We start from the raw sequence: 26,063 nt of genomic DNA, 5'->3' as shown, positions 1-26,063 counted from the left end.
TCAGGGCCGCGTCGCAAGGCTCACCAGGGCAGCGCGCGCTGCGGCGTCTCCCCCGGCGCGGCGGCAAGATCCGCGAGGATGCGTCGCACCGGGGTCGGCAGGCCCGCGTCGGCGAGGGCGCCGCGGGCCAGCCAGCGGTGGTCGTCGTCGGCGGCGAGCGTTTGGCGGCGTTCGACTTCGACGAGCACGGGCGTCATCTCCAGCCGGAAATGCGTGAAGGTGTGGTTCAGGACCGGCAGCGGGCGCGCCGCACGGGCGGCGAGGCCGTAGCGCGCCTCCACCCAGCGCGCTGCATCCGCCTCGTCTGCGGGGATCTCCGGCAGTGCCAGCAGCCCGCCCCAGATGCCCGTCGGCGGCCGGCGTTCGAGCAACACCTCCCCGCCGGCCACGATCACCGCGACGCGCGCATGGCGCTGCGGCACGGCCTTCTTCGGGCGTGCCGCAGGCAGTTCGCCGACGCACTCCTCGCGCAGCGCGACGCAGATCGGTGTCATCGGGCAGCGTCCGCAGGCGGGTTTGCCGCGCGTGCACAGCGTCGCGCCGAGGTCCATCTGCGCCTGGATGTAGGTGCCGATCTCCGTGTGCGGCAGCAGGTCTTCCGCCAGCGCCCACAGGCGCTGTTCGACCGCGCGCTCGCCCGGAAAACCGTCGATGCCGAATACGCGGCACAGCACGCGCTTGACGTTGCCGTCGAGGATCGCCGCGCGCTCGCCGAAGGCGAAGGCCGCGATCGCCGCTGCGGTCGAACGGCCGATGCCGGGCAGTTCCGCGATCTCGGCGGCGCTGCGCGGAAACTCGCCGCCGTGCTGGGCGACGACCGCCTGCGCCGCCTTGTGCAGGTTGCGCGCGCGGGCGTAGTAGCCGAGCCCGCTCCACAGCGCGAGCACGTCATCGACGGGGGCCGCGGCGAGGCTCGCGACGTCCGGGAAGCGGGCGAGGAAGCGCGCGTAGTACGGTATCACCGTGTCGACCTGGGTCTGCTGCAGCATGATCTCCGACAGCCAGATGCGGTACGGGTCGCGCGTGTTCTGCCACGGCAGGTCGTGGCGTCCGTGCCCGCCGTGCCACGCGATCAGCCGCGTCGCGAAGTCGCCATTCCTCATCGTCCGTTCCGCTCCTTGCCCTGTTCCATTCGGTTCATGCCTGCGCCGCGTTGCCCTTCGCGATATGCGCGGCGATAATCAACGGTTCCATCCAATTTCGCGCCGGCTCCGTGGGGGCACGCGCCGATCACAAGAACCGACCATGTCCCAACCGCCCGTTACCCATCAGGATTTCACCCGCGCGTTCCGCGACGCCCTCGGCATGTTCGCGACCGGCATCGCCGTCGTCACGACGCGCGCCCCCGGCGGCGAGGCGATCGGCCTGACGGTCAACTCCTTCAATTCCGTGTCGCTCGACCCGCCGCTCATCGTGTGGAGCCTGTCGCGCAAGCTGGCCAGCCTGCCGGTGTTCGAAGCCTGCGAATACTACGCGGTGAACGTGCTCGCGGAGGATCAGCAGCACCTGTCGCAGCTTTTCGCGACCCGTTCGGACGACAAGTTCGCCGGACTCGACATCGACGACGGCCTGTACGGCGTGCCGCTGCTGAAGAACTGCTGCGCGCGCTTCGAATGCCGCAACACGGCGCGCCACGACGGCGGCGACCATCTCGTCTTCATCTCCGAAGTGGTGCGTTTCGACCGCGAGGACCGCGCCCCGCTGGTCTACCATGCCGGCGCCTACCGCCGCCTCGCCGCGGATTGAGGTCCCGATTCGCTGATGTGTTCTCCGGGCGGCGCCCGGGGCGGAGCGAACTATACTGTTTGATGAGCCGGCGCACGACCGGCGAAGCCGGTCGCGCCGCAGAGCGGTCCCGACCCCCAATGTCTACGAGCGCCTGCGACCGGATGCCCGACCAGCCGTCCTCCGTTTCGTCCGCGGTTCCCGAATCCCCGATCGACGCCGATCATGCAGCGTTCATTACGACGGCCGGCGTGTCGATCAGCGTCGGCTCGTCCAGTGCCGACCTGCTGCCCAGCATCACGCGCGGTATCGGCTGCCGTGTCGTCCCCGACCGGCTGCGCGCGAGCGTATTCGTCGTGGCCGAGCAGTCGCGCGACCTCCTCGACGACGTGCGCGACACGCGGCGCATCGCGGTCGTGTTCAGCGAACCGCACAGCCACCGCACACTGCAGATCAAGGGCCGCGACGCGGTCGTGGAGGCGCTCGAGGCGGGCGATCGCGACCGCATCGAGCGCTACCGCGCGGCCTTTTCGGCCGAACTCGGCGAGATCGGCTTCGGCCCGCTGTTCACGCACGCGCTGATCGACAGCGGCGGCGGCGAGGTCGTCGCGATCGCCTTCACGCCCTGCGCGGCCTTCGACCAGACGCCCGGCCCGCGCGCGGGCGAGCCGCTCGCGCACGCGAAATGACGCAGCGGCTCGACGTGATCCGCGACTGCCTCGAAGGCGCGGTGCCGGGAATCATGGCCACCTGCGCGGCCGACGGCACGCCCAATGTCGCCTACCTGTCGCAGACCGAGTACGTGGACGGCCGCCACATCGCGCTGTCCTACCAGTTCTTCAACACCACGCGCCGCAACATCCTCGCGAACCCCGAGGCGCGCCTGATCGTCACGCACCCGCACACGGGCGAGCGCTTCCGTCTGCGCCTGCGCTACCTGCGCACCGAAACCGCCGGCCCGCTGTTCGAGCGCATGAAGGCCAAGCTCGCCGGCATCGCGTCGCACACCGGCATGAGCGGCGTGTTCCGCCTGCTCGGTTCGGACATCTACCGCGTCGCCGAGATCGAGCGCATCCCCGGCGCCGCGCTCGCGCCGCCGCCCCCGCGCGCGAGCCTGCTCGCCGCGTTGCGCGCGGTGTCGGCGCGCATCGCCGGCTGCCGCGAGCTGGACTTGCTGTTCAGCGACACGCTCGACGGGCTGGAAGCGCATTTCGACATCCGCCACGCGATGGTGCTCCTGCTCGACGGGGCGGGCACGCGCCTGTACACGATCGCCAGCCGCGGCTACGAGGCCTCCGGCGTCGGCTCCGAAATCCCGCTCGGCCAGGGCGTGATCGGGGTGGCCGCACGCGAAGGCACGCCGATCCGCATCGGCTACGCGACGCTCGAATACGCCTACGGGCGCGCAATCCGCGCCGCAGCCGAGGCGAACGGCCTCGCTGCCGTGCTGGAAACCGAGATCCCGCTGCCCGGCCTTGCCGATTCGGCCAGCCAGCTCGCGGTGCCGATCCGCGCCGCCGGGCGCCTGCTCGGCGTGCTCTACGTCGAGAGTCCGCACAACCTGCGCTTCGGCTACGACGACGAGGATGCGCTGGTCGCGCTCGCCGGCCAGCTCGGCGCGACGATGCTGTCGCTGCAGCAGGCGAGCGAACTCCAGGAGGAGGTTCTCGTGCCCGAACCGCTGGCGCAGCCCGCCGCCGGTCGCCCGGTGCTCGTGCGCCACTACGCCGGGGACGACAGCGTCTTCCTCGACGACGACTACCTCATCAAGGGCGTCGCCGGGTCGATCTTCTGGGCGCTGGTGCGCGACCACGTCGAATCCGGCCGCAGCACCTTCAGCAACCGCGAGCTGCGCCTCGACCCGCGCATCCGCCTGCCGGACCTCTCCGACAACCTCGAGGCGCGCCTGATCCTCCTGCGTCGCCGCCTCAACGAGCGGCAGGCCTGCGTGCGCCTGGAAAAGGCCGGGCGCGGGCGCCTGCTGCTCACCGCGTCGCGTCCGCTCACCCTCGTCGAGGTCGGGCAGGGCGGTGCGCGCCCCGACGGCGCCTGCTGCTGAGCCGGCTTCCTAAATCTTCCCTCAGCGAATCCTAAGAGTCTCTTAAGCCCCGTCCACAGTGGGCGTGGCACGCCTAGAGTGCCTCCACGCGGCGCCCCGGCCCTTCCGGGGCGGTCCGCCTGATTCTGGAGGCGACACATGCAACACAGCGTACAAGCCCCGTCCCCGCTCGCGCTGCTGGAGACGATGATGCTGATCCGTGCCTACGAGGAGGCCCTCGTCGGCATCGCCGCCGGCGGCAACGCGCCCGGCACCTGCACCTCGGTCGGCCAGGAGGCCGCCGCCGCGGGCGCCGTGCGGGCGCTCGCGCCGCAGGACCGCATCCTTACCAACCACCGCAGCGCCGGCCACCTCCTCGCGCGCGGCGCCGACCCCGGGCGCATGATCGCCGAGGTGCTCGGCAAGCGCACCGGCTACTGCAAGGGCAAGAGCGGCTCGCTGCACATCTCCGCGGCCGAACTGGGCGTCGTGCTCACCTCGACGATCGTCGGCGGCGAACTCTCGCTCGCGCCGGGCGTGGCATTGGCGCGCACGATGACGCCCGGCGATGACGGCATCGTCGCCACCTTCTTCGGCGACGGCGCCGCCTGCGAGGGCGTGTTCCACGAATCGCTCAACCTCGCCGTGGTGTGGAAGCTGCCCATTCTCTACGTGTGCGAAAACAACGAATGGCAGGCCTTCGTGCATCGGCGCGAGACCATGCCGATGGCGTACGTGCGCGACTGGGCCGCGGCGCACGGCCTCGTCGCCGAGACCGTGGACGGCAACGACGCCGAAGCCGTGCAGGCCGCGGCGGCGCGCCTGGTTGCGCGCATCCGCGAAACCGGCGAACCGGCCTTCCTCGAGACGCTGACCTACCGCACGCGCGGCCACTACGAGCCGGACGACCAGTCCTACGTCGACCGCACAGAACTCGCGGCGTGGCAGGCGCGCGACCCGATCGAACTGCTCGCCAACCGCCTGCGCGCCGCCGGCCGCCTCGACGACGCGCGCCTTGCGCAGATCCGCGCGCGCGTGCGGGCCGTGATCGACGAGGCGGTCGCCTTCGCCAACGCCTCGCCCTACCCGGAACCCGCAGAACTCTTCACCGACGTCTACGCGTAAGGAACCCGCCATGTCCCAGATCACCGTCAATGAAGCGATCGCCCAGGCGATCGCCGAGGAAATGCGCCGCGACCCCGCCGTGTTGATGTTCGGCGAAGGCGTCGCGACCAAGCGCGGCGAGCTCGTCGCCGAATTTGGCGCCGCGCGCGTGCGCAACACCCCGCTCGCCGAAGGCATCATCGCCGGCACTGCAGCGGGCGCCGCGGCGAGCGGCCTGCGCCCCATCGTCGACCTGCTGTTCGCGCCCTTCCTGTGCTTCGCGATGGACGAGATCGTCAACAGCGCCGGCAAGCTGCGCTACATGTCGGGCGGCCAATTCAAGTTCCCGATGGTCGTGCTCGCGCAGAGCGGCGCCGGCTGGACGGTCGGCGCGCAGCACAACCACAACCTCGAGGCCTGGTTCGTGCACAGCCCCGGCCTCAAGGTCGTGATGCCGTCGTCGGCCGCGGACTTCAAGGGCCTCCTCAAGGCCGCGATCCGCGACGACAACCCGGTGCTGTTCTTCATGGACCTCGCGCTCGGCTATCAGGCCGGAGAAGTGCCTGCGGGCGAGCAGCTCGTGCCGCTCGGGCGCGCCGCGACACTGCGCGAAGGGCGCGACGTCACGCTGGTGAGCTACGCCAAGACCGTGCACTACTGCGTCGCCGCCGCCGAGACGCTGGCCGGGCAGGGCATCTCCGCCGAAGTCATCGATCTGCGTTCGCTCAAGCCTCTCGACGAAGCGGCGATCCTCGTCTCGGTGCGCAAGACCGGCCGCGTCGTCGTCGTGCATGAGGCGAGCCGCCTGTGCGGCGTCGGCGCCGAGGTCGCCGCCATCGTCGCCGAGCACGCCTTCGATGCGCTCAAGGCCCCGGTGCGCCGCCTCACCGGCCCGGACACGCCGGCGCCCTCGTCGTGGCCGCTCGAACAGGCCTTCGTGCCGCAGGCCGACGCGATCGTCGCCGCGGCGCGCGAACTGGTCGGTACGCGCGAGTACGCCTGACGGCCCGGGCTCGCTCCCGTCGTTCCCTAAAACAATGCTAACCGGGCGGCGCCTGCCGGCGCGCCCGCCCCACGAGAGGATTCCCATGAAGACCGCTGCCCGCCTTGTCCTGTCCCTCCTTGCCTGCGCCGCCGCGACCGCCGTACTTGCCGCCGACCCCGCTGCGGCCGAGCGCGGCCGCTACCTCGTCTCGATCGCCGGCTGCAACGACTGCCATACCGAGGGCTATGCGCAGAGCGACGGCAAGGTGCCCGAGCCGCAGTGGCTCACCGGCTCGGCCGTCGGTTTCAGCGGGCCGTGGGGCGTGAGCTATCCCGGCAACCTGCGCCTTGTCGCCGCGATGCTCGACGAGGCGGGCTGGCTCGAGCGCGTGCGCCAGGGCGGCCTGCCGCCGATGCCGTGGTCGTCGCTGCGCGCGATGAGCGAATCCGATCTCCTCGCGATCTACCGCTACCTGCGCGACCTCGGCGCGGCCGGCGAGCCCGCGCCGCAGGCGGTCGCACCGGGGCAGCCGATCGCTACGCCGCACTTCGTGTTCGTCCCGCAGCCGCCGCAGCCGCTCAAGACCGGGGCGCTCGCGCGCTGAGGGGGACGTCTATTCCTTTCTGCGTATCAATGGTCCATGATGAATTGCGGCCGGCCGAGGTGTCGGCCGCACGACATCCTCCATTCGAGAAAGGATAGAAGAAGATGAATGCCCGCTCCCTCCTCCCGACATTGTCCGCAACCCTGCTCATCGCCGCCTGCAGCAACCTCGGCCTCGGCGGACCGATCACCGCCGAAGCGCCCCTTGCCCCGACCAAGGGCAATGCGGCCGCCGGCACCGTCAAATTCACCGAGGTCGACGGCGGCGTGCTCATCGACGCCAGCGTGACCGGACTCTCGCCCGGCAAGCATGGTTTTCACATCCACGAGAAGGGCGACTGCTCCGCGCCCGACGGCACCAGCGCCGGCGGCCATTTCAACCCGAGCGGCAAGCCGCACGGCGACCCGGCGAAAGGCGAGCGGCACCTCGGCGACATGCCGATGCTGGTCGCCGATGCGAACGGCAACGCTAAGCTGGGCACGATTCTCGAAGGACTCACGATCAGCGGCAAGGGCAACATCGTCGGCCTCGGCGTGATCGTGCACGCCGCCCCCGACGACTTCAAGACGCAGCCGACCGGCAATTCCGGCGCGCGTGTCGCGTGCGGCGTGATCGCGCGCCCGAAGTAGGCGAAGCGGGACCGGAAACGAAGAAGGGCCCGACGTGTGCCGGGCCCTTCCTGGGGAATCTGGAGCGGGTGAAGGGAATCGAACCCTCGTCATCAGCTTGGGAAGCTGAGGTAATAGCCATTATACGACACCCGCAAATCCGGCCCGCGTGGCGAACCGAGGCGCCATTCTAATGGTCGGGATGGCGCCGCGCAATGCGTCGGGACGGCGGCGCGGCACATGGTAAGATTTTCATTTGATGCTTCAGTCCGTTTCACCATGATCCAGCTCATCATCAACGGCCAGACCGAGCGTCTGGAGCGGCCCACCACGGTGCTCGGGCTGCTCGAGGCGCGTCAGCTTGCTGGCAAGCGCCTCGCGGTCGAGCGCAACGGCGAGATCGTCCCCAAGGGGCGGCACGCCGAGACCCTGCTCGCGGACGGCGACCGTCTGGAAATAGTCGTCGCCGTCGGCGGCGGCTGAAGAGATTGCGCATAAAGCTACTGCGCGTCCCGATTTCGCCGCTGTGATGCTCGCCGTACCGCATGTACGGCTGCGCTTCTCGCACCGAACTCGGGCCGCTCGCTACGCTTTCTGCACAATCTCTTCGTGCTGATTTCAGCGATCAACGCTACGCGAGATTCTTTTTCCAACCGAATTCCTGCAGGTCGAACATGAACGATTCCCTGGTCATCGCCGGCAAGTCCTACGGCTCCCGCCTCCTCGTCGGCACCGGCAAATACAAGGACTTCGCCGAGACGCGCGAGGCGATCGACGCGAGCGGCGCCGAGATCGTCACCGTCGCGATCCGCCGCACCAACATCGGCCAGAACGCGGGCGAACCCAACCTGCTCGACGTGCTGCCGCCGGAAAAATTTACGATTCTGCCCAACACCGCCGGCTGCTACACGGCGGACGACGCGGTGCGCACGCTGCGTCTCGCGCGCGAACTACTCGACGGCCATCCGCTGTGCAAGCTCGAAGTGCTGGGCGACCCGAAGACGCTGTTCCCGAACATGCCGGAAACGCTGAAGGCCGCCGAGATCCTCGTGAAGGATGGCTTCGACGTGATGGTGTACTGCGCCGACGACCCGATCCAGGCGCAGATGCTGGAGGACATGGGCTGCGCCGCAGTGATGCCGCTCGCCTCGCTGATCGGCTCCGGCATGGGCATCCTCAATCCGTGGAACCTGCGCCTCATCATCGACCAGGCCAAGGTGCCGGTGCTCGTCGATGCCGGCGTCGGCACCGCCTCGGACGCCGCGATCGCGATGGAACTCGGTTGCGACGGCGTGCTCATGAACACCGCCATCGCGCACGCGAGCAAGCCCGTGCTGATGGCCAGCGCGATGAAGAAGGCGGTCGAGGCCGGGCGCGAAGCCTTCCTCGCCGGGCGCATGCCGCGCAAGTTCTATTCCGCCGATCCGAGTTCGCCGACCGCCGGACTTATCGGTTCGTAGGAGGCATCGCAGCGGCGCGAGCCGATGCCGCCTCCGCATCCCACTCTTTCCGTTCCGCCCGCGGGGCGCGTGCCTCGGTGCCCGTCGCCTCCCGCCCACTCATGATGACCGCAACGACTCCCGATCAGCCGGACACCGGCTCTCCCGACACCACCTCGCCCGCTGCCACAGCGTCCGCCGAACCCGAGCACACGTTGCCGGGCGAGGCCGAGGCGCGCTTTTCCAGCCGCTCGATCCGCAGCTTCGTGCTGCGCCAGGGGCGCATGTCGGTCGCGCAGCAGCGCCACATGGAGGAGACCTTCCCCAAGGTGTCGATTCCCTACCGCGTCGCTGCGCTCGACCTCGACGCCGCTTTCGGCCGCCAGGCGCCCAAGATCGTCGAGATCGGCTTCGGCATGGGCGAGACCACCGCGAAGATCGCCGCGGCGCTGCCCGACAAGGACTTCCTCGGCATCGAGGTGCACGGCCCCGGTGTCGGCAGCCTGTGCAAGCTGATCGCCGACGACGGCCTCGCCAACCTGCGCATCATGCAGCACGACGCCGTCGAGGTCCTGCGCGACATGATCCCGGAAGGCGCCCTCGCCGGCGTGCATGTCTTCTTCCCCGATCCCTGGCACAAGAAACGCCACCACAAGCGGCGCATCATCCAGCCGGACTTCGTCGCGCTGATCGCCTCGCGCCTCGCCCCGGGCGGCTATCTGCACTGTGCGACGGACTGGGAGGAATACGCGCAGTGGATGATGGAGATCCTCTCCGCCGAACCTGCGCTGGAGAACACCGCCGACGGCTTCGCGCCGCGTCCGGACTACCGGCCGCTGACCAAGTTCGAGAACCGCGGCCTGAAACTCGGCCACGGCGTGTGGGATCTGGTGTTCCGCAAGCGCGGCTGAACGCACCGGGGGCGACGGTACGATGGCGGGGTGAGCGGCTCGCGCCCCGAATCGGTTAGCATTCCGCCTACCGCTCGTTTGCGGCTGCAACCGCTTCCACCGGGCACAGCGAGGTAAGGCACATGTTTGGGTTTCTGGGCAGGCTGTTCGCATGGATCTGGCGTGCGCTCGACCTGCTGCGACGCGTCGTCGTCACGCTCGCGTTCCTGCTGGCGTTCGCCCTGGTCATCGCGTTCGCGCTGCATCCGGGGCCGTCCGTGCCCGACGGCGCGGCGCTGGTGCTGCGGCCGGCGGGAACCCTGGTCGAGCGCGTGCGCGTCGATGATCCGCTGGGCATCATCCGCTCGGGCGGCGCCCCGGTCGCCCAGACTTCGCTGCCCGACCTGCTCGAGGCGGTGCGCGCCGCGCGCGAGGACGATCGCATCAAGGCGCTGGTCATCGAGACCGATCAGCTCGGCCAGGGCGGACTGTCCAAGCTCGCCGAACTGCGCGAGGCGGTCATCGCCTTCAAGAGCGGCGGCAAGCCGGTCTATGCGCGCGGCGAGCGCTTCACGCAGGGGCAGTACTTCCTCGCCAGCATCGCCGACGAGGTCCATCTCGCGCCCGACGGCTTCCTGCTGCTGCCCGGGCTCGCCCGCAACGTCAGCTATTTCAAGGGCGCGCTCGATGCGCTGGGCGTGAAGGTGCATGTGTTCCGCGTCGGCGAGTACAAGTCCTTCAGCGAGCCCTTCACGCGCACCGACATGTCCGACGAAGACCGTCAATCCTCGCGCGAGCTGCTCGACACGCTGTGGGCGGGCATGCGCGAGCGTGTCGCCGGCAGCCGCAAGCTCGCCCCGGAAGCGCTCGACCGCTATGTCGAGGACTACGCCGGGCTGCTGCAGGCCACCGGCGGCGACGCCGCCCGTGCCGCGCGCGAGGCCGGCCTCGTCGATGCGCTGAGCCAGCGCGACGAATGGCACCAGCTGCTGAAGGCGCGCGTCGGCGAGAGTGCCGACGGCAAGGACTATCGGCGCATCGACGCCGACGACTACCTTGCCGCGGTGCGCGCCGCGCGTTCGCACGAGGACGCGCGCGTTGCGGTGCTCGTCGCCCAGGGTTCCATCGTCGATGGCGCCGCGGACGAGGATTCCGTCGGCGGTGACAGCCTCGCGGCGCAGATCCGCGCCGCACGCGAGGACGAGCGCGTGAAGGCGGTGGTGTTGCGCATTGACAGCCCCGGCGGCAGCGCCTGGGCATCGGAGGTGATCCGCCGCGAGCTGGAGCTCACGCGCCGCGAGGGCAAGCCGGTCGTCGCGTCGATGAGCTCGGTCGCCGCATCGGGCGGCTACTGGGTCGCCGCCGGTGCCGACGAGATCTGGGCGCGGCCGGAGACGCTGACCGGTTCGATCGGCGTGTTCGCGATGTTCCCCGAATTGACCGAACCGCTGGCCCGGCTCGGCGTCACCACCGATCGTGTCGCCACGGGACCGCTCGCCGGCACGCTGGACCCGCGCCGCCCGCTCGAACCCGCGCTGGCGCAGGCGATGCAGTTGGGCGTCGAACACAGCTACCGGCGCTTCCTCGAGATCGTCGCCACGGCACGCCGGAAGGACATTGCCGAGATCGATGCCGTCGCCCGCGGCCGCGTGTGGACCGGCGAGGCCGCGTTGCGCCTGGGTCTCGTCGACACGCTCGGCGGCATCGAGGATGCGGTCGTCGCCGCGGCGAAGCGCGCGCAGCTCGAGCGCTACGAAACGGTATGGCCGACCGGCGAGATCAACCTGCGCCACCTGCTGCTGCGCCGCCTGATGTCGGTGCTCGGCCCCGTCGGGATCACCTCGGAAGCGCCGCTCGGGCGGCTCCTCGGCGGCCTGCAGGCCCAGGTCGCCGACCTGCTGCGCTGGAACGACCCGCAGCACCTGTACGGCCACTGCCTGTGCGACGCGCCTTGAGCGTCAGTCCCGCAGGAACAGCGTCAGCAGATCATTGAGGAAGCGCCGCCCCTGTTCGGTGGGGCGGATTTCGTCGCCGTCGACCTCGAGCAGCCCGCGTCGCCGCGCCTCGATCAGCTCCGCCTCCACCGCCGTGAAGGGCAGGCCCGTGCGCTCCGCGAACAGCCGGCGCGGGAAGCCGCCGGTGAGCCGCAGCGCGTTCATCATGAACTCGAAGGGCAGCTCCGCGACGCCGACCTCGCGGCGTTCCTGCACGAATTCGCGCCGCTGTGCGCCCTCGAGGTAGCGCGTCGGGTGTTTGTGGCGCATTTCGCGCACGATGCCTGCGTGGCTGGAGAGCTTGCCGTGCGCGCCGGCGCCGATGCCGAGGTAGTCGCCGAAGGTCCAGTAGTTGAGGTTGTGCCGGCATTCCTGGCCCGGCTTGGCGAACGCCGAGGTTTCGTAATGGCGGAAACCCGCGCCGGCGAGCCGCTCCTCGATCGCCTCCTGCATGTCCGCAGACAGGTCGTCGTCGGGCAGCGGCGGCGGTTCGTGCGCGAAGGGCGTGTTGGGCTCCAGCGTCAGGTGGTAGCACGAAAGGTGCGTGACGCCGAAGGCGAGCGCGGTGTCGAGGTCGGCGAGTGCCTCGGCGAGCGCCTGCCGGGGCAGCGCGTACATCAGGTCGAGGTTCACCCGCTCGAAATGCGCGAGCGCCGTGTCGATCGCCCGGCGTGCCTCGTCGCCACCGTGGATGCGACCCAACTGCGCGAGCTGGCGGTCGTCGAAGCTCTGGATGCCCAGCGACAGGCGGTTCACGCCCGCCGCGCGATAGTCGCGGAAGCGGCCTGCCTCGACCGTGCCGGGGTTCGCCTCCAGTGTCACCTCGGCCAGCGGGTCGAGCGGCAGCAGCATGCGGATGCCGGTCAGCAGCCGGTCCAGCCCCTGCGCGGACATCAGGCTCGGGGTGCCGCCGCCGAAGAAGATCGAATGCACGCGCCGCCCCCACACCTGCGGCAGGGCCGTTTCCAGGTCGGCGAGCAGCGCGTCGATGTAGGCCGACTCGGGGATCTCGCCGCCGCGCTGCGCGTGGGAGTTGAAGTCGCAGTACGGGCACTTCTTCACGCACCACGGGTAATGCACGTACAGCGCGAGCGGCGGCGGCGACGTCAGTTGCGCGCGCTCCGGCAGTTCGCCGGGCGCCGGGTCTGCGGCCGGCGCGACCGCGAGCGGGATGATGCGGCGCTCAGTCACAGCGGGTCGGTTTCCAGCCTCGACAGCAGGTGGCGCATCGCCGCGCCACGGTGGCTCAGGGTGTTCTTCAGCTTCGCGTCGAGTTCGGCCGCGGTCTGGCCCAGCTGCGGCACGTAGAACAGCGGGTCGTAGCCGAAGCCGGCCTCGCCGCGCGGCGCGTCGAGGATCGCGCCGTGCCACTCGCCGTCGGCGATCAGGGGGCGCGGATCCTCGGCATGGCGCACCAGCACCACCACCGAGTAGAAGAATGCGCGCCGGTCGGAAACACCTGCGAGGCGCTCGGTCAGCAGCGCGTTGTTGCGCGCGTCGGACTTCGGCTCGCCGGCGTAGCGCGCGGACTGCACGCCCGGCGCGCCCCCCAGCGCCATCACGCACAGTCCCGAGTCGTCTGCGATCGCCGGCAGGCCGCTCATCTTCGCAGCATGACGCGCCTTCGCAAGCGCATTCTCGACGAAGGTATTGTGCGGCTCTTCCGCCTCGGGGATGTCGAAGGCCGACTGCGGCACCACCTCGATGCCGAGGGGGGCGAGGAGGGCCGCCATCTCGGTGGCCTTCTTGGCGTTGTTGCTTGCGAGTACCAGTCGTTTGCTCATCGTGTCACTGCTCCGCAATGGCCGCGCGCTGCACGGCGAACAGCTGGCGAATGCCTCCTTCTGCGAGTGCCAGCAGGGCGTCGAGTTCCTTGCGCGTGAAGGGCGTGCCCTCGGCCGTGCCCTGCACCTCGACGAAGCCGCCGGCGCCGGTCATCACCACGTTCATGTCGGTGTCGCAGTCCGAATCCTCCGCATAGTCGAGGTCCAGCACCGGCACGCCCTGGTGGATGCCCACCGACACCGCGGCGACGAAGTCGCGCATCGGGTTCGTCTTGAGCTTGCCGGACGCGATCAGCTTCGCGATCGCGTCATGCACGGCGACGCAGGCGCCGGTGATCGCGGCGGTGCGCGTGCCGCCGTCGGCCTGGAGCACGTCGCAGTCGACGATGATCTGGCGCTCGCCCAGCGCGGCGAGATCGGTCACCGCGCGCAGGCTGCGCCCGATCAGGCGCTGGATCTCCTGTGTGCGCCCGCTCTGCTTGCCCTTGGCCGCTTCGCGCGCGCTGCGGGTGTGGGTCGAGCGCGGCAGCATGCCGTACTCGGCGGTCACCCAGCCCTGGCCCTTGCCGCGCAGGAAGGGCGGCACGTTCTCCTCGACGCTCGCCGTGCACAGCACGCGCGTGGCGCCGAACTCGACCAGCACCGATCCCTCGGCGTGGCAGGTGAAGTTGCGGGTGATGCGGACGATACGCAGTTCGTCGGGGTGGCGGTGACTGGGGCGCATGGGGGTTTCCTATTTGCTGAATTTCTGGATGGCGGCGTTGATTTCGGCAATCGCCTTTTCGATGTCGTCGTCGCTGATGTCGAAGCGCGAGGCGGGTGCGCGCGAGGTGTCGAAGCTCTCGAGCTGCGTCGTGAAGTTGTCCAGCGCCATTGTCTGCGTCGACACCGCATCGCCGTGCGGTTCGGTGACGTCGTCGTGCCAGCGCATCGCGATCATCGACAGGTTGTCGCAACTCGGCCCCGCGGCCGCCTCGGCGCGGTCGAGCAGGGCGGGGACGGCCTTCATGATGTCGGGCGCCGTCAGCCCCTCGCTCAGGGCGGTGTCGCCGAGCGGCCCCCACACGCCGTCGGTGCATAGTGCCAGCACGTCGCCGTCGCGCAGCGACAGGCGCTTGGAGAATTCGACCTGCGGCGCATGGTTGCCGCCGAGGCAGCTATACACGCGGTTGCGCCCGGGGTGGTGGGCGGCCTCCTCGGCATTGAGCAGGCCCTGATCCATCATCAACTGCACGCGCGAGTGGTCGCGCGTGTGCATCGCGATCTTCCCCTGGCGCAGCACATACAGGCGGGAATCGCCTGCGTGCGCCCAGTGGGCGAAGCCGTCCTGCACGATGCACGCGACCACCGTCGTGCGCGGCGCCTCCTCGAGGTTCTTGTCGAAAGCGTAGTCGAGGATCGCGTTGTGCGCATTGGTCAGCGCGCGCGACAGGAACATCGAGGGGTCGCGCAGCACCGGCCGCGCGTCGCGCTGGAAGGCCTCGGTGATGAACTGCACGCAGATGTGCGCGGCCACCTCGCCGTGCAGGTGTCCGCCCATGCCGTCGGCCACCACCATCAGCAGCGCGTCGCGCGAATAGCTGTAGGCGAGCCGGTCCTGGTTGTTCTTGCGCTGGCCGACACGGCTTTCCTGGTAGATCGTGAACTTCACGGTCGTTTCCTTCTGTTTTTACGTACGTCCGATGAACGACTTCAGTCGCGCACCGAGGTCGCCGAACAGCCCCGCGTGCACGGTGTCGCCGTCATCGTTGCGCCGGATCAGCGCCTTCTGCAGCGAATACACGCTCTGCGGGCGCGCCAGCGGGTCGAGCTTGATGCACCAGTCGATGGTGTCGAGCAGGTGCGCGGAATATCGTGCGCCGTGCGACTTGCGCAGCGACACGAGGGTGTCGTCCTTGAGGCGCTCGTCCGATCGCTGCGGCGGATTGCCGGTGACGCACGCGTACAGGCTCGCCCCCACGCTGTAAATGTCGCTCCAGGGGCCCAGCGTGTCGCGGTGCTCGAACTGTTCGGGCGAAGCGAATCCGGGCGTGTACATCGGCTTGAGGATCGGCTGGTCGCTCAGCAAGGTTTGCCGCGCTGCGCCGAAATCCAGCAGTACCGGCGTGCCGTCGTTGCGCAGGTAGATGTTCGACGGCTTGATGTCGAGGTGCAGCAGCTTGTGCGCATGCACCTCGCGCAGGCCGTTGAGCATGCGCGTGAACACCACGCGGATGAAGCCTTCGCTCACCTCGCCGCGGTGTTTCTGGATATAGTCGTGCAAGGTGCGCCCGCGCTCGAACTTCATCACCATGTAAACTGTGCCGTTGGCGCGAAAGAAATTCAGCACCTGCACCACGTTGGGATGCATCAGCTTCGCGAGCGAGCGGCCCTCTTCGAAGAAGCACTTCATCCCGTAGCGGAATGCGGGCATGTGCTCCTCGGAAACCTGCGGCTCGAATTCGCCGTCCTTGCGCAGGGCGAGCGAGTTGGGCAGGTATTCCTTGATCGCGACCGGCGTGCCTTCCGCGTCGTTGGCGAGATAGACGATCGAGAACCCGCCCAGCGAAAGCTGCCGCTCGATCCGGTACTGGTCCAGCTGGAAACCGGCGGGAAGTGGGCAGTTCGTTTGCGCAGGCATTTGGAGGAAGGCTGGGACCCGGCTTTCCGCGGCATATTTCTTGTTCGGAACCCGCAGTGTACAGGATCGCGGCAGGTTCCCGGAGACACCACCGATGATCCACAGCATGACCGGCTTTGCCGTGCAGACCCGCGACCTGGGTCGCGTCAGCATCCACCTCGAGCTGCGCAGCGTGAATTCGCGCTACCTCGACCTGTTTTTCCGCATCGGCGACGAGCTGCGCCAGGCCGAACCGGCGATCCGCGAGCTGGTCACCGCGCGCCTGACCCGCGGCAAGGTCGAATGCCGGCTCAACCTGCAGACCAACGGCGCCGCCCCGCGCAGCCTCGCGCTCAACACCGCGCTGCTCGACCAGCTGAGTGATGCCGAAGCCCGCGTGCGCGACCGCATGCCGACGGCCGCCCACATGTCGGTCGCCGAGATCCTGCGCTGGCCGGGCATGCTCGCAGACGACGGCGTGGCCTTCGACGAAGTGCAGCCGGCCGTGCTGGAACTCGCCAAGGCCGCGCTCGACGAACTCGTCGCGACCCGTCGCCGCGAAGGCGACAAGCTCGCGGCGATGATCCGCGAACGCCTCGACCGCATGCGCGAGCTCGTCGCTCAGGCCCAGCCGCGCGTCCCCGAATTGGTCGCCGAGTATCAGGAAAAGCTCACGACGCGCCTGCGCGAAGCCGTTGCCTCGCTGGACGAGGACCGCATCCGCCAGGAAGTTGCCCTCTTCGCCCAGCGCATCGACGTCGCCGAGGAGCTGTCGCGCCTCACGGCGCACATCGACGAGGTGCAGCGCATCCTGAAGGCCGGCGGCGCCGCCGGCAAGCGCCTCGACTTCCTGATGCAGGAGCTCAATCGCGAGGCCAACACGCTCGCGTCGAAATCCTCCGCGACCGAGGTCACCGGCATCGCGATGGAGATGAAGGTGCTGATCGAGCAGATGCGCGAGCAGGTGCAGAACATCGAATAAGCCCCACCGAAAGCCGCTTCCGTCCGGCTCCGTACGATGCATACGATTTATGACAAAGAAATTTATGCGTGCGTGTGTGGAACGTCGCATGATGGTGAAGATTTCGGCCGCGCAGGGCGATTGTTGCGACCAGAATTACTCCGCTATGGCCCATCCGTCCGTGCCACGCGGATGCGGTGTTCCCGCCTAGCCACAGAATGGAGCGGAAAATGAGGAAGGGACTACTTGCGGCGACCATGGCAGCCAGCCTCGCGGGTTTGCCTGCGGTTTCGGCGGCCCAGGCTCAGCCGGGCAATCTCGGCGTGTCGGTTGAGGTGCGCGAGGAGGTGCACAACAGCTTCATCTTCGTGCTGCGCGACGACGTTGCCGCGAACGAGGTGGCGCGCCACGCCAATGCGCTCGCGGCCGGGGCCGGCGGCCGGGTCACCCACACGTACACGACGGCGCTCAAGGGTTTCGCGGCGAAGATGCCTGACGAGGCGGCGGCGCGCGTGCTCGCGGCCAACCCGCTGATCGCGTCCTACGAGCCCGATGCCATCGCCTACGCCTTCGCCAAGCCGGGCACGGGTGGTGGGACCGTCGCGTGTACCGCACCGGAAACGACGCCCTGGGGCGTCACGCGCGTCGGCGGAGCCGGTGACGGCACGGGCCGCACCGCGTGGGTCATCGACACCGGCATCGATTTCGAGCACCCCGACCTGAACGTCGATGTCGCACGCAGCAAGAGCTTCCTGCTGCGCGGCAAGACCACAGCCGACGACGGCAACGGCCACGGCACACACGTCGCCGGGACGATCGCCGCGAAAAGCAACGGCTGCGACGTCATCGGCGTCGCGGCCGGCGCGACCGTCGTTGCCGTGCGCGTGCTCGACAACAGCGGCTCCGGCAGCTACTCGGGCGTGATCAAGGGGATCGACTACGTCGCGCAAGTCGCGAAGGCGGGCGACGTCGCCAACATGAGCCTGGGCGGCGGATACAGCGCGTCGCTCAACGCGGCGGTCGAGACCGCTGCGGGCAAGGGCATCTTCTTCTCCCTCGCGGCCGGCAACGAGAGCGACGACGCGGCCCGGTACTCGCCGGCCAGCGCCAGCGGCGCGAACATCTACACGGTGTCGGCGATCGACTCCGCCGACAAGTTCGCGTGGTTCTCGAACTACGGCAATCCGCCGGTGGACTGTGCTGCGCCGGGCGTGAACGTCGTGTCGACGAAGAACGGCGGTGGTGTCACCACCTTCTCCGGCACTTCGATGGCCGCGCCGCACGTTGCCGGCATCCTGCTGCTGGGGACGCCGACCTCCAACGGCAGCGCGGGCGGGGATCCGGACGGCAAGGCCGATCCGATCTGCCACCGCTGAGTCGGGCCTCAGTCCCGCCGCCTTCGCGGCGGGGCCGTCAGGTTCGGGCCTGCACGGGCTCGATCTCCGCGCCGTGTTCCTGCAGCAGCGTGCGCAGCACCGAGCGGTGGCAGTGCGACTCGTCGGCGCAGTAGCAGCCGACCGAGAAGTTCGTCCGCTGCGAAAGCGCGGCCAGCAGGTCGAGGGAATGGCTATTGTCGTGCGTCGACATCTCCGCACGGTAACGCTTCACAAAGGCCTGCCATTCGGCCGGATCCTGACTCTGCTGCGCCTGCTGCGCGAGTTTCATCGTCTCGACGCTGGGGGCGAGGTTGGGATACCAGACGTCGTACCAGTCCCGGGTCGCGAACTCGGCCTTCGGCACGCCGCGCGGCGGACGGCGTACGGTGCCGATGCGTAGGCCCTCGTCGGCCGCTCGCGGCGTGCCCAGGCGGACGATGCGTAGGACCATGATGATGCCTCCATTCTTCACTCCCCGCGGGGGCGGGGCGTCTGCCGCCCGTGCGGACCTTACCGGCGGCCGGCAACCCCGTTATACACCCGTCGTACCTCGTCTGCACCGTGTTGGCGCTCCAGCCGGCGCACGATGAAGTGCCCGCGCGCCATGTCCTGGAAGTGGTCGATGAACACGGTATTGATAACCGCGCCGCCGACGGCGCCGAGCACCGGCACCGCCTGCGCAGCGACCTTCTGCGACACGGTGATCGAAAAGCGCGAGGCGATCTGCGCGATGAGCCGGACGACGACGGGAGCGCCGTGCACGACGGCGCCCTGCTGCGCGAGAAAGCGCGCGGCCTCCGACACGGCTTTCGCCATTGCGGCGCGTGCGGCGAAGTAGGCGGTTTCGGCCGCGTCGTCGCCTGTCGCACGGCCGCCCAGTGCGAGCACCTGCAGGCACTGCAGCCGCGCGTCGAGGCTGCGCAGGTCCTCGCCTTCGCTGCGGGCGACGTCGGCGATCGAGCGCAGCATGATCGTTGTCGATACGGGCAACTCGATCGCCAGCGCCGCCAGCCCGAAGGCGCCGCCGGCCGCGCCGGTAGTGCCGACGGCGAGCTTGTGCCAACGGTTCGCGGGCGCGTCGCGGCGTTCGTGGTCCAGGGTTCGCAGTGCGACGTCGAGGGCCGTCTCGATGGCCTTGCGCGTGGCACCCATCACGGCCGCGTTCCAGCGCTTGGGCAGCATTTCGAAGCCGCGCTCGATCGGCGAGCCGAGGGCGTCGCCGATGCGTGCGGCAAGACCGGGGTTATCGAGGAGGGTGCGCGCCTGCTGCAGTTCTGCGAGCTCTGCGGGGGAAAGAGACATCTCGGCGATCCGGACGTAGGAGGCGAGGGAGGCTAAGGGGGCTGTGAGCGTTGCGGCCCCATGATCGGCCATTCGACGCCTCGCCGCACGGGAAGGTTCGCTCAGCGACGCACATGCCGGAGCACCTGCAATGCAGGTGCGGTCAGCGGCGGCGCAGGCTGATCCCGATGCCGAGCAGGCCGATGCCGACGAGGGCGAGTACGCCGGGCTCCGGTACGGCCGTGGCGACAGCGTCCCCGCCACCCGGGAGATCCATGGCCAAGATACCCTCCGGGACATCGAAGAGCATCAGGCGGTAATGGGCGGTGAAGATCCCCCGGTTTGCGCTGCCGGTCCATGCGGAGCGATCGCTGTCTGCATCGATCAGCGCGAGGAGTTCGTCGAAATCGCCGGCCGCGGGGCCGTCGAGATCGAGGTCGTCCAGATCGAACGCCGCGGTGGGCTGCGACAGATCGAACACATATCGGCCCAGGCTGGTCGGTGCGCTGCCGGGCAATAGCGCGCCCAAATCGACGGCATAGAGCGGCAGGCCGTCCGGATCGGCGAGCGGATAGCCCAGGTTTCCGCCGCCCGGTAGCCAGGCAATCGAAAAGCTCGTTGCGCCGCTGATGCCGGCGGCCGCTCCCGATTCGCTCGAGGATGCGGTGGGCCCGGCGCGCGTGATCGTGAGCGTTGCGATGCCACCATAATCCGCGAGACTCTGCGCGTCGATCGTGAGCGCGGCCCCCGCCGAGGACGGCAGCGTCGTGCCGAGCAGGGCAGCAAGTGCGCAGCGCGTAATCAAGGTGCGCAACGGCATGGCAGTATGAACTCCTTCCGCGTCGACGACGGGTTTGCACCCATTTTGGTGCAATTATTGCGCCAAATTCCGTAAGTAGATGAATTAAATAATGTATTTTATTCAATGGCTTTGGCATTGACGCCGCAATGTAAAGCGCGCCGACAGTGCTTGACATGTTGCGGGCAGGGGATTGCCCCGGGATTGCCGATTTGCGCGCCGGGCGTCCCCGGTTTATCTTCCGCAGGCCGCTCCTCAATCGTTTCCGCGCCTCCATGACGACTCGTTTTCACCTCGCAGGCTCCATGTCCGCCCGTCCGCTCCGTTTCGCGTGGCGACTGGTATGAATGCGCCGCTGCGCGCCCGCGATGTCGCCGTGCTCGGCCAGGTGTTCACGCCGGAGGCGGTGGTGCGGGCGATGCTCGCGCTGCGCCGTAACCGCGGCCGTGTGCTGGAGCCATCCTGCGGCGACGGGGCCTTCCTGCGTCATCTGCCGGGCGCGGTCGGTATCGAGTACGACGCCGCGCACTGCCCGCCCGGCGCCACGCGGATGGACTTCTTCGCCTACCCGGAAAGCGAGCGTTTCGACACCATCATCGGCAATCCGCCCTACGTGCGGTTCCAGGACATCCCGGCCGCGACGCGGGAATTGCTGCACGACGAGCATTTCGACGGACGTTCCAACCTGTATCTCTTTTTCATCGAGAAGTGCCTGCGCCACCTCGCGCCGGGCGGCGAGCTGATCTTCATCACGCCGCGCGACTTTCTCAAGGTGACGTCCGCGGTGAAGCTCAACCGCCTGATGATGGCGGGCGGCACGATCACCGACGCGATCGAGCTCGGCGACGCGCGCGTATTTGACGACGCGGTGCCCAACTGCCTGATCTGGCGCTTCGAGAAGGGCAACTTCGAGCGCAGCGTGCGCCATGCGGAAATCGGCGTCGCCGATCGCCTCGCGGATGCGCTTGCGGCCCCGGCGTGGCAGACGCGCCACCTCGTGGAGTGCGCCGGCCACCTGATGTTCGCGCGTGGCGACTATCCGCTGCGGCTGTTCGACGTCGCCTTCGTCAAGGTCGGAGCGGTGTCCGGCGCCGACGATATCTATGCCGACGCGGCCGCCGGCAACCGCGACTTCGTGTGCTCGGCGACGGTGAAGAGCGGCGCCACGCGGCGCATGCTGTGGGTGGATCCCGAAGATCCGCCGCCCGCGGCGCTGCTGCCGCACAAGGCGCGCCTGATCGCGCGCCGCGTGAACAACTTCGATGAGCGCAACTGGTGGCACTGGGGGCGCAGCTATTACCAGTCCGGGCGTCCGCGGGTGTATGTGAATGGGCGCACGCGCCGGCCGCAGCCCTTCTTCCTGCACGACTGCCCGCACTACGACGGGGCGGTGCTGGCGGTGTTTCCGCGGCGCGAGGACGTCGACCTCGCGGCCTTGCGCGACGCGTTGAATGCCGTCGATTGGGGCGACCTCGGCTTCGTCTGCGACGGGCGTTTCATCTTCACCCAGCGCAGCCTCGAGAACGCGCCGCTGCCCGAGCACTTTCGCGTCTTTGCCGCGGTCTGAATCGCTGCGGGGCCGGGTGTTGTAGTATTCGGGCAAAACCATCGCCGCCGGCGGGCCTCGCCGGCGACATCCATTACGGGAAAATTTCCATGGTTCCTCACCTTACGACGGCCCTCACCGGCCCGCTGCTGGAGCTGGAGAAGCACTTCCTCGGCCATGCCACGGAGATCGAGCGCTGGATGCGCGTGCAGTGGCAGGATCACATGCCGCCCTTCTACGCCTCGACCGACCTGCGCAATTCGGGCTTCAAGCTCGCGCCGGTCGATCTCAACCTCTTCCCCGGCGGCTGGAACAACATCAACGACGTGTTCATGCCGCTGTGCGTTCAGGCCGCGCAGGACGCGATCGAACGCATCTGCCCGGATGCGCGCCAGCTGCTGCTGATCCCCGAGAACCACACGCGCAACCAGTTCTACCTGCAGAACGTCGCCAAGCTCGTGGCGGTGCTGCAGCTCACCGGCCTGGAGGTGCGTGTCGGCTCGCTGCTGCCCGAGATCACCGCACCGACGACGCTGGAACTCGCCAACGGCGGCACGCTGACGCTCGAGCCGCTGGTGCGCACCGGCAACCGCGTCGGGTTGCCCGGCTTCAATCCCTGCGCGATCCTGCTCAACAATGACCTGTCGGGCGGTGTGCCGGCGATCCTCAAGGGTCTCGACGAGCAGTGGCTGATCCCGCCGCTGCATGCGGGCTGGCACACACGGCGCAAGTCGATCCATGCCGCCGCGTACGACCGCGTCGCGCGCGAGTTCGCCGGGGTGATCGGCATCGACCCGTGGCGCATCAACCCCGAGTTCGGCGTGTGCGGCCAGATCAACTTCCAGGAGCGCACCGGCGAGGAATGCCTCGCCGCCGAGGTCGACAGCCTGCTCACGCGCATTCGCGCCAAGTACAAGGAATACGGCGTCGACGAGACGCCCTTCGTCGTCGTCAAGGCCGACGCCGGCACCTACGGCATGGGCGTGATGACGGTGCGCGACGCCTCCGAGGTCGTGGGCCTCAACCGGCGCCAGCGCAACAAGATGAGCGTCGTGAAGGAAGGCCTGCAAGTGCAGGAGGTCATCATCCAGGAAGGAGTGCATACCTTCGAGACGGTCGATGACGCGGTTGCCGAGCCGGTCGTCTACATGATGGACCGCTTCGTCGTCGGCGGCTTCTACCGCGTGCACACCGAGCGCGGCCGCGACGAGAACCTCAACGCCCCGGGCATGCACTTCAAGCCGCTGGCGTTCCAGACCTGCTGCTCGCTGCCCGACTGCCGCCAGGCACCGGATGCCGCGCCCAACCGCTTCTATGCCTACGGCGTGGTCGCGCGGCTGGCGCTGCTCGCGGCGTCGGTCGAGATCGAGGAGACCGAGCCGGCCGAAGCGGACGTGGCGTAAAGGGCGGTCATGGGAAAGAGCCTCAAGATTGCCTTCATCGTCGATCCCCTCGACAAGCTGAAGGCCTACAAGGATTCCAGCATCGCGATGATGCGCGCGGCAAGTGCGCGCGGGCACGAGGTGTTCGCGATCCAGCGCCCGGCACTGAGCTGGTGCGAGGGCGCGGTGTCGGCGCGCGCGCTGGCGCTCACGCCGCTCGCGGACGACCATGACTGGTACCGGCCGGGTGTCGAGTCCCTGCTGCCGCTGACGGCCTTTGACGCCGTGCTGATGCGTCAGGATCCGCCCTTCGACTTCGAGTACGTGACCGCGACCTGGATGCTCGAACGCGCGGTCGCCGCCGGTGCGCGCATCTTCAACGACCCGCGCGCGATCCGCGATCATTCGGAGAAGCTCGCGATCTGCGAATTCCCCGACCTGATCCCGACGACGCTGGTCGCGCGCGACGCGGTCGATGTGAACGCCTTCATCGACCAGTTCGGCGACGTGATCCTCAAGCCGCTCGACGGCATGGGCGGCACGCAGATCTTCCGCGTGCGCGCGGACGATCCGAATCGCAACGTGATCATCGAGACGCTCACGCACGAGGGCAAGCGCACCATGATGGCGCAGCGCTTCCTGCCCGAGATCGTCGAGGGCGACAAGCGCGTGCTGATCATCGGCGGCGAGGTCGTGCCGTATTCGCTCGCGCGCATCCCCAAGGCCGGCGAGACGCGCGGCAACCTCGCGGTCGGAGGGCGCGGCGTCGCGATGCCGCTGACCGAGCGCGAGCACGAGGTCGCCGCCTGCCTCGCGCCCATCCTCCATGCACGCGGACTGCTGATCGTGGGGCTGGACGTGATCGGCGGGCGGCTGACCGAGATCAACGTCACCAGCCCCACCTGCTTTGTCGAGATCGCGGAGCAGACCGGCTACGACGTGGCCGCGCTGTTCGTCGACCAGCTCGAGAAGGCTTGCACCCGATGAATCTGCGCGAGGCGCTGCGGCGGGCTGCCGCAGTCCTGTTGCCCCTGCTGTGTGCGGCGTTGCTGGCGGCGTGCTCCAACTCCGAGCTGCACAAGCAGGAAGCCTACGTGTTCGGCACGCGCGTCGACGTCACCGTATATGGCGAGACGCGCGAGACGGCCGAGGCGGCGATGGCCGAGGTGCTGCGCGAGTTCGACCGCCTGCACCGTGCCTACCACGCGTGGCAGCCCTCCGAGCTGACCGCGCTGAATGACGCGATCGCGCGCGGCGAGGTTGCGACCGTGTCGACCGAGCTCGCGACCATGCTCACGGACGCGGCCCGGCTGGCGGATCTCGGCGACAACCTTTTCAATCCCGCGATGGGTGCGCTGATCGAGATGTGGGGTTTTCAGGCCGACGAGTTCGTGCCACGCCGCCCTGACCCCGCTGCGCTGCAGGCGGTGCTGGAAGCCGCGCCGCGCATGTCCGACCTCGTCATCGACGGCAACAAGGTGGAAAGCCGCAATCCGGCCGTGAAGCTCGACCTCGGCGGCTACGCCAAAGGCTACGCACTCGACCGCGCGGCGGCGATCCTGCGCGCGAAGGGTATCGAGAACGCGCTCATCAACATCGGCGGCAACATCCTCGCGCTGGGCAAGAAGGGCGACCAGCCGTGGCGCATCGGCCTGCAGCACCCGCGCGAACCGCAGCCGCTGGCGACGCTGCCGCTCTACGACGGCGAGGCGATCGGTACCTCGGGCGACTACCAGCGCTACTTCGAGCTCGACGGCAAGCGCTACTCGCATCTGCTCGACCCGCGCAGCGGCGGGCCTGCCGACGCCACGCAATCCATGACCGTGCTTGTGACTCCGCGCGAAGGCGCCGGCACGCTCTCCGATGCCGCGAGCAAGCCGCCCTTCATCGCCGGCGACAACTGGCGCCCGTACACGCGCCGCTATGGCATCGACCATGCGCTGCGGGTCGCCGCCGACGGGCACATCGAGGTCACGCGCGAACTGCGCGCCCGTCTGCAGTTCCCGTCCGGAACGGCGCCCGTCACTGTGGTCGACTGATGCCGCCGCTGCGTGCGCACCTCGATCGCCTGGCGATCTCGATGATGGTGGTGTTGTGCACCATCTGGGGGCTGCAACAGGCGGCGATCAAGATCACCAACGTGGGTATCTCGCCGCTGTGGCAGGCCGGCTGGCGCTCGGCTGGCGCGACGCTGCTGATCCTGTTGTGGGCGCGCCTGCGCGGGGTGAAACTTGCCGAAGCGGATGGTACGCTGGCACCCGGCGTGATCGCGGGCCTGTTGTTTGCCGCCGAGTTCGCGCTGATCTTCGCTGCGTTGCAGTACACCACCGCCTCGCGCGGCGTGATCTTCCTCTACACCGCGCCCTTCATGGTCGCCCTCGGGGCGGTGTGGCTGCTGCCGCACGAGCACATGCGCCGCGCGCAATGGAGCGGCATGAGCCTGGCCTTTTCCGGTGTGCTGGTGCTTTTCGGCGAGGGCCTGCTGGAGCCGTCCGGGAAGGCGTGGATCGGCGACCTGATGATGATCGGTGCGGCCGTGGCCTGGGCGGCCACGACACTCACGATCAAGGTGAGCCCGCTCGCGCGCGCCTCGGCAGAAAAGACGCTGCTGTACCAGCTCGGGGTGTCGGCCCTCTCGCTGACGCCGCTTTCGCTCTCCTTCGGCGAACCCGGGGTGTTCGCCGCCGATGCGCGCGTGTGGTCGGCCTTCGCCTTCCAGACCGTGATCGTCGCCGCGGCGAGTTACCTCGCGTGGTTCTGGCTGATCTCGCAGTACCCGGCGACGCGCCTGTCCTCGTTCTCCTTCCTTACCCCGGTGATGGGCGTGCTGGCGGGCGTGTTCGTGCTCGGCGAGCCGATGACGCCTGCGATCTGGCTGGCATTGGCGCTGGTCGGTGCCGGCATCTGGATCGCCAACCGGCCCGCCCCGGCGGCCTGACGCCGGCGCC

27 protein-coding genes and 1 tRNA gene are annotated in these 26,063 nt (G+C 68.9%); 18 read left to right on the top strand and 10 right to left on the bottom strand.

Annotated features, from left to right (window positions below; genetic code table 11):
• Positions 1-20: 20 nt before the first annotated feature.
• Positions 21-1,103 (bottom strand): A/G-specific adenine glycosylase, encoded by a 1,083-nt coding sequence (mutY, locus tag ToN1_RS11570; RefSeq protein WP_169206547.1) that lies wholly within the window; start codon positions 1,101-1,103, stop codon positions 21-23.
• Positions 1,104-1,245: 142 nt separating this feature from the next.
• On the opposite strand from mutY, the gene ToN1_RS11565 reads away from it, so the two are divergent.
• From ToN1_RS11565 to ToN1_RS11535, 7 genes are all read left to right on the top strand, one after another.
• The gene (locus ToN1_RS11565; RefSeq protein ID WP_169206548.1) at positions 1,246-1,746 is read left to right on the top strand and encodes a flavin reductase family protein; all 501 of its coding nucleotides are present in this window, start codon (positions 1,246-1,248) and stop codon (positions 1,744-1,746) included.
• A 119-nt stretch (positions 1,747-1,865) separates the two neighbouring features.
• On the top strand, positions 1,866-2,414 hold the full coding sequence (locus tag ToN1_RS11560) for a hypothetical protein (RefSeq protein ID WP_169206549.1): 549 nt from the start codon (positions 1,866-1,868) through the stop codon (positions 2,412-2,414).
• On the top strand, positions 2,411-3,784 hold the full coding sequence (locus tag ToN1_RS11555; protein WP_169206550.1) for a GAF domain-containing protein: 1,374 nt from the start codon (positions 2,411-2,413) through the stop codon (positions 3,782-3,784). The genes ToN1_RS11560 and ToN1_RS11555 overlap by 4 nt, the downstream gene beginning before the upstream one ends.
• A 138-nt stretch (positions 3,785-3,922) precedes the next feature.
• Positions 3,923-4,888 (top strand): thiamine pyrophosphate-dependent dehydrogenase E1 component subunit alpha, encoded by a 966-nt coding sequence (locus ToN1_RS11550; protein ID WP_169206551.1) that lies wholly within the window; start codon positions 3,923-3,925, stop codon positions 4,886-4,888.
• A gap of 10 nt (positions 4,889-4,898) precedes the next feature.
• Positions 4,899-5,870 carry an alpha-ketoacid dehydrogenase subunit beta gene (locus tag ToN1_RS11545; RefSeq protein WP_169206552.1) on the top strand — a complete coding sequence of 324 codons (972 nt, stop codon included), beginning with the start codon at positions 4,899-4,901 and terminating at the stop codon, positions 5,868-5,870.
• A gap of 85 nt (positions 5,871-5,955) precedes the next feature.
• The gene (locus ToN1_RS11540; protein ID WP_169206553.1) at positions 5,956-6,456 is read left to right on the top strand and encodes a cytochrome C; all 501 of its coding nucleotides are present in this window, start codon (positions 5,956-5,958) and stop codon (positions 6,454-6,456) included.
• Between the two features lie 104 nt (positions 6,457-6,560).
• Entirely contained in the window at positions 6,561-7,085 is a 525-nt protein-coding gene (locus ToN1_RS11535) for a superoxide dismutase family protein (RefSeq protein ID WP_169206554.1), read from the top strand.
• A gap of 60 nt (positions 7,086-7,145) precedes the next feature.
• Here the strand turns inward: ToN1_RS11535 and ToN1_RS11530 are convergent.
• Positions 7,146-7,220 (bottom strand) — tRNA-Gly (locus ToN1_RS11530).
• A 123-nt stretch (positions 7,221-7,343) separates the two neighbouring features.
• Between ToN1_RS11530 and thiS the strand changes: the two genes are divergently transcribed.
• The 4 genes from thiS (at position 7,344) to sppA (ending at position 11,348) form a co-directional block, all read left to right on the top strand.
• Positions 7,344-7,547: a sulfur carrier protein ThiS gene (gene thiS, locus ToN1_RS11525; RefSeq protein WP_169206588.1), complete on the top strand. Its 204-nt coding sequence runs from the start codon at positions 7,344-7,346 to the stop codon at positions 7,545-7,547.
• 191 nt (positions 7,548-7,738) lie between these two features.
• Entirely contained in the window at positions 7,739-8,524 is a 786-nt protein-coding gene (locus tag ToN1_RS11520) for a thiazole synthase (protein WP_169206555.1), read from the top strand.
• A gap of 104 nt (positions 8,525-8,628) precedes the next feature.
• A complete protein-coding gene (trmB, locus tag ToN1_RS11515) occupies positions 8,629-9,414 on the top strand; it encodes a tRNA (guanosine(46)-N7)-methyltransferase TrmB (RefSeq protein ID WP_244861055.1) in 786 nt (261 codons plus the stop codon).
• A gap of 122 nt (positions 9,415-9,536) precedes the next feature.
• Positions 9,537-11,348 (top strand): signal peptide peptidase SppA, encoded by a 1,812-nt coding sequence (sppA, locus tag ToN1_RS11510; protein ID WP_169206556.1) that lies wholly within the window; start codon positions 9,537-9,539, stop codon positions 11,346-11,348.
• A gap of 3 nt (positions 11,349-11,351) precedes the next feature.
• Here sppA and hemW read toward each other — a convergent pair whose 3' ends face one another.
• The 5 genes from hemW to ToN1_RS11485 are packed head-to-tail and all read right to left on the bottom strand — an operon-like array spanning position 11,352 to position 15,791.
• Positions 11,352-12,578, bottom strand: coding sequence for a radical SAM family heme chaperone HemW (hemW, locus tag ToN1_RS11505; RefSeq protein ID WP_169206557.1), 1,227 nt, complete (start codon positions 12,576-12,578; stop codon positions 11,352-11,354).
• Positions 12,575-13,171, bottom strand: coding sequence for an RdgB/HAM1 family non-canonical purine NTP pyrophosphatase (gene rdgB, locus ToN1_RS11500; protein WP_169206558.1), 597 nt, complete (start codon positions 13,169-13,171; stop codon positions 12,575-12,577). The genes hemW and rdgB overlap by 4 nt, the downstream gene beginning before the upstream one ends.
• A gap of 4 nt (positions 13,172-13,175) precedes the next feature.
• Complete coding sequence (rph, locus tag ToN1_RS11495; protein ID WP_169206559.1) at positions 13,176-13,895, bottom strand: ribonuclease PH; 720 nt, start codon at positions 13,893-13,895, stop codon at positions 13,176-13,178.
• A gap of 9 nt (positions 13,896-13,904) precedes the next feature.
• Positions 13,905-14,822, bottom strand: coding sequence for a PP2C family protein-serine/threonine phosphatase (locus tag ToN1_RS11490; RefSeq protein WP_169206560.1), 918 nt, complete (start codon positions 14,820-14,822; stop codon positions 13,905-13,907).
• 18 nt (positions 14,823-14,840) lie between these two features.
• Positions 14,841-15,791, bottom strand: coding sequence for a serine/threonine protein kinase (locus tag ToN1_RS11485; protein WP_169206561.1), 951 nt, complete (start codon positions 15,789-15,791; stop codon positions 14,841-14,843).
• Positions 15,792-15,885: 94 nt separating this feature from the next.
• On the opposite strand from ToN1_RS11485, the gene ToN1_RS11480 reads away from it, so the two are divergent.
• Together ToN1_RS11480 and ToN1_RS11475 are read left to right on the top strand one after the other, a co-directional pair.
• Positions 15,886-16,752, top strand: coding sequence for a YicC/YloC family endoribonuclease (locus tag ToN1_RS11480; protein ID WP_169206562.1), 867 nt, complete (start codon positions 15,886-15,888; stop codon positions 16,750-16,752).
• 209 nt (positions 16,753-16,961) lie between these two features.
• Positions 16,962-18,107: a S8 family serine peptidase gene (locus ToN1_RS11475; protein ID WP_169206563.1), complete on the top strand. Its 1,146-nt coding sequence runs from the start codon at positions 16,962-16,964 to the stop codon at positions 18,105-18,107.
• Between the two features lie 37 nt (positions 18,108-18,144).
• Here ToN1_RS11475 and ToN1_RS11470 read toward each other — a convergent pair whose 3' ends face one another.
• The 3 genes from ToN1_RS11470 to ToN1_RS11460 form a co-directional block, all read right to left on the bottom strand.
• Positions 18,145-18,558: a DUF488 domain-containing protein gene (locus ToN1_RS11470; protein ID WP_169206564.1), complete on the bottom strand. Its 414-nt coding sequence runs from the start codon at positions 18,556-18,558 to the stop codon at positions 18,145-18,147.
• Positions 18,559-18,617: 59 nt separating this feature from the next.
• Positions 18,618-19,409, bottom strand: coding sequence for an EcsC family protein (locus ToN1_RS11465; RefSeq protein ID WP_169206565.1), 792 nt, complete (start codon positions 19,407-19,409; stop codon positions 18,618-18,620).
• Positions 19,410-19,551: 142 nt separating this feature from the next.
• Positions 19,552-20,208 carry a PEP-CTERM sorting domain-containing protein gene (locus tag ToN1_RS11460; protein ID WP_169206566.1) on the bottom strand — a complete coding sequence of 219 codons (657 nt, stop codon included), beginning with the start codon at positions 20,206-20,208 and terminating at the stop codon, positions 19,552-19,554.
• Positions 20,209-20,530: 322 nt separating this feature from the next.
• Here ToN1_RS11460 and ToN1_RS11455 point away from each other — a divergent pair, with 322 nt between their 5' ends.
• From ToN1_RS11455 to ToN1_RS11435, 5 genes are all read left to right on the top strand, one after another.
• Complete coding sequence (locus ToN1_RS11455) at positions 20,531-21,754, top strand: Eco57I restriction-modification methylase domain-containing protein (protein WP_169206567.1); 1,224 nt, start codon at positions 20,531-20,533, stop codon at positions 21,752-21,754.
• Between the two features lie 89 nt (positions 21,755-21,843).
• Positions 21,844-23,136 carry a glutamate--cysteine ligase gene (gshA, locus tag ToN1_RS11450; protein ID WP_169206568.1) on the top strand — a complete coding sequence of 431 codons (1,293 nt, stop codon included), beginning with the start codon at positions 21,844-21,846 and terminating at the stop codon, positions 23,134-23,136.
• Positions 23,137-23,145: 9 nt separating this feature from the next.
• Complete coding sequence (gene gshB, locus ToN1_RS11445; protein ID WP_169206569.1) at positions 23,146-24,102, top strand: glutathione synthase; 957 nt, start codon at positions 23,146-23,148, stop codon at positions 24,100-24,102.
• Entirely contained in the window at positions 24,099-25,154 is a 1,056-nt protein-coding gene (locus ToN1_RS11440) for an FAD:protein FMN transferase (protein ID WP_210148096.1), read from the top strand. The genes gshB and ToN1_RS11440 overlap by 4 nt, the downstream gene beginning before the upstream one ends.
• Positions 25,154-26,053 (top strand): DMT family transporter, encoded by a 900-nt coding sequence (locus ToN1_RS11435; protein WP_169206570.1) that lies wholly within the window; start codon positions 25,154-25,156, stop codon positions 26,051-26,053. The genes ToN1_RS11440 and ToN1_RS11435 overlap by 1 nt, the downstream gene beginning before the upstream one ends.
• Positions 26,054-26,063: the final 10 nt, after the last annotated feature.

Origin of the sequence: Aromatoleum petrolei, assembly GCF_017894385.1 — a bacterium.
Lineage (GTDB): Bacteria > Pseudomonadota > Gammaproteobacteria > Burkholderiales > Rhodocyclaceae > Aromatoleum > Aromatoleum petrolei.
Note: the sequence above shows the minus strand (reverse complement) of the source record. Positions and strands in the feature narration are given on the sequence as shown.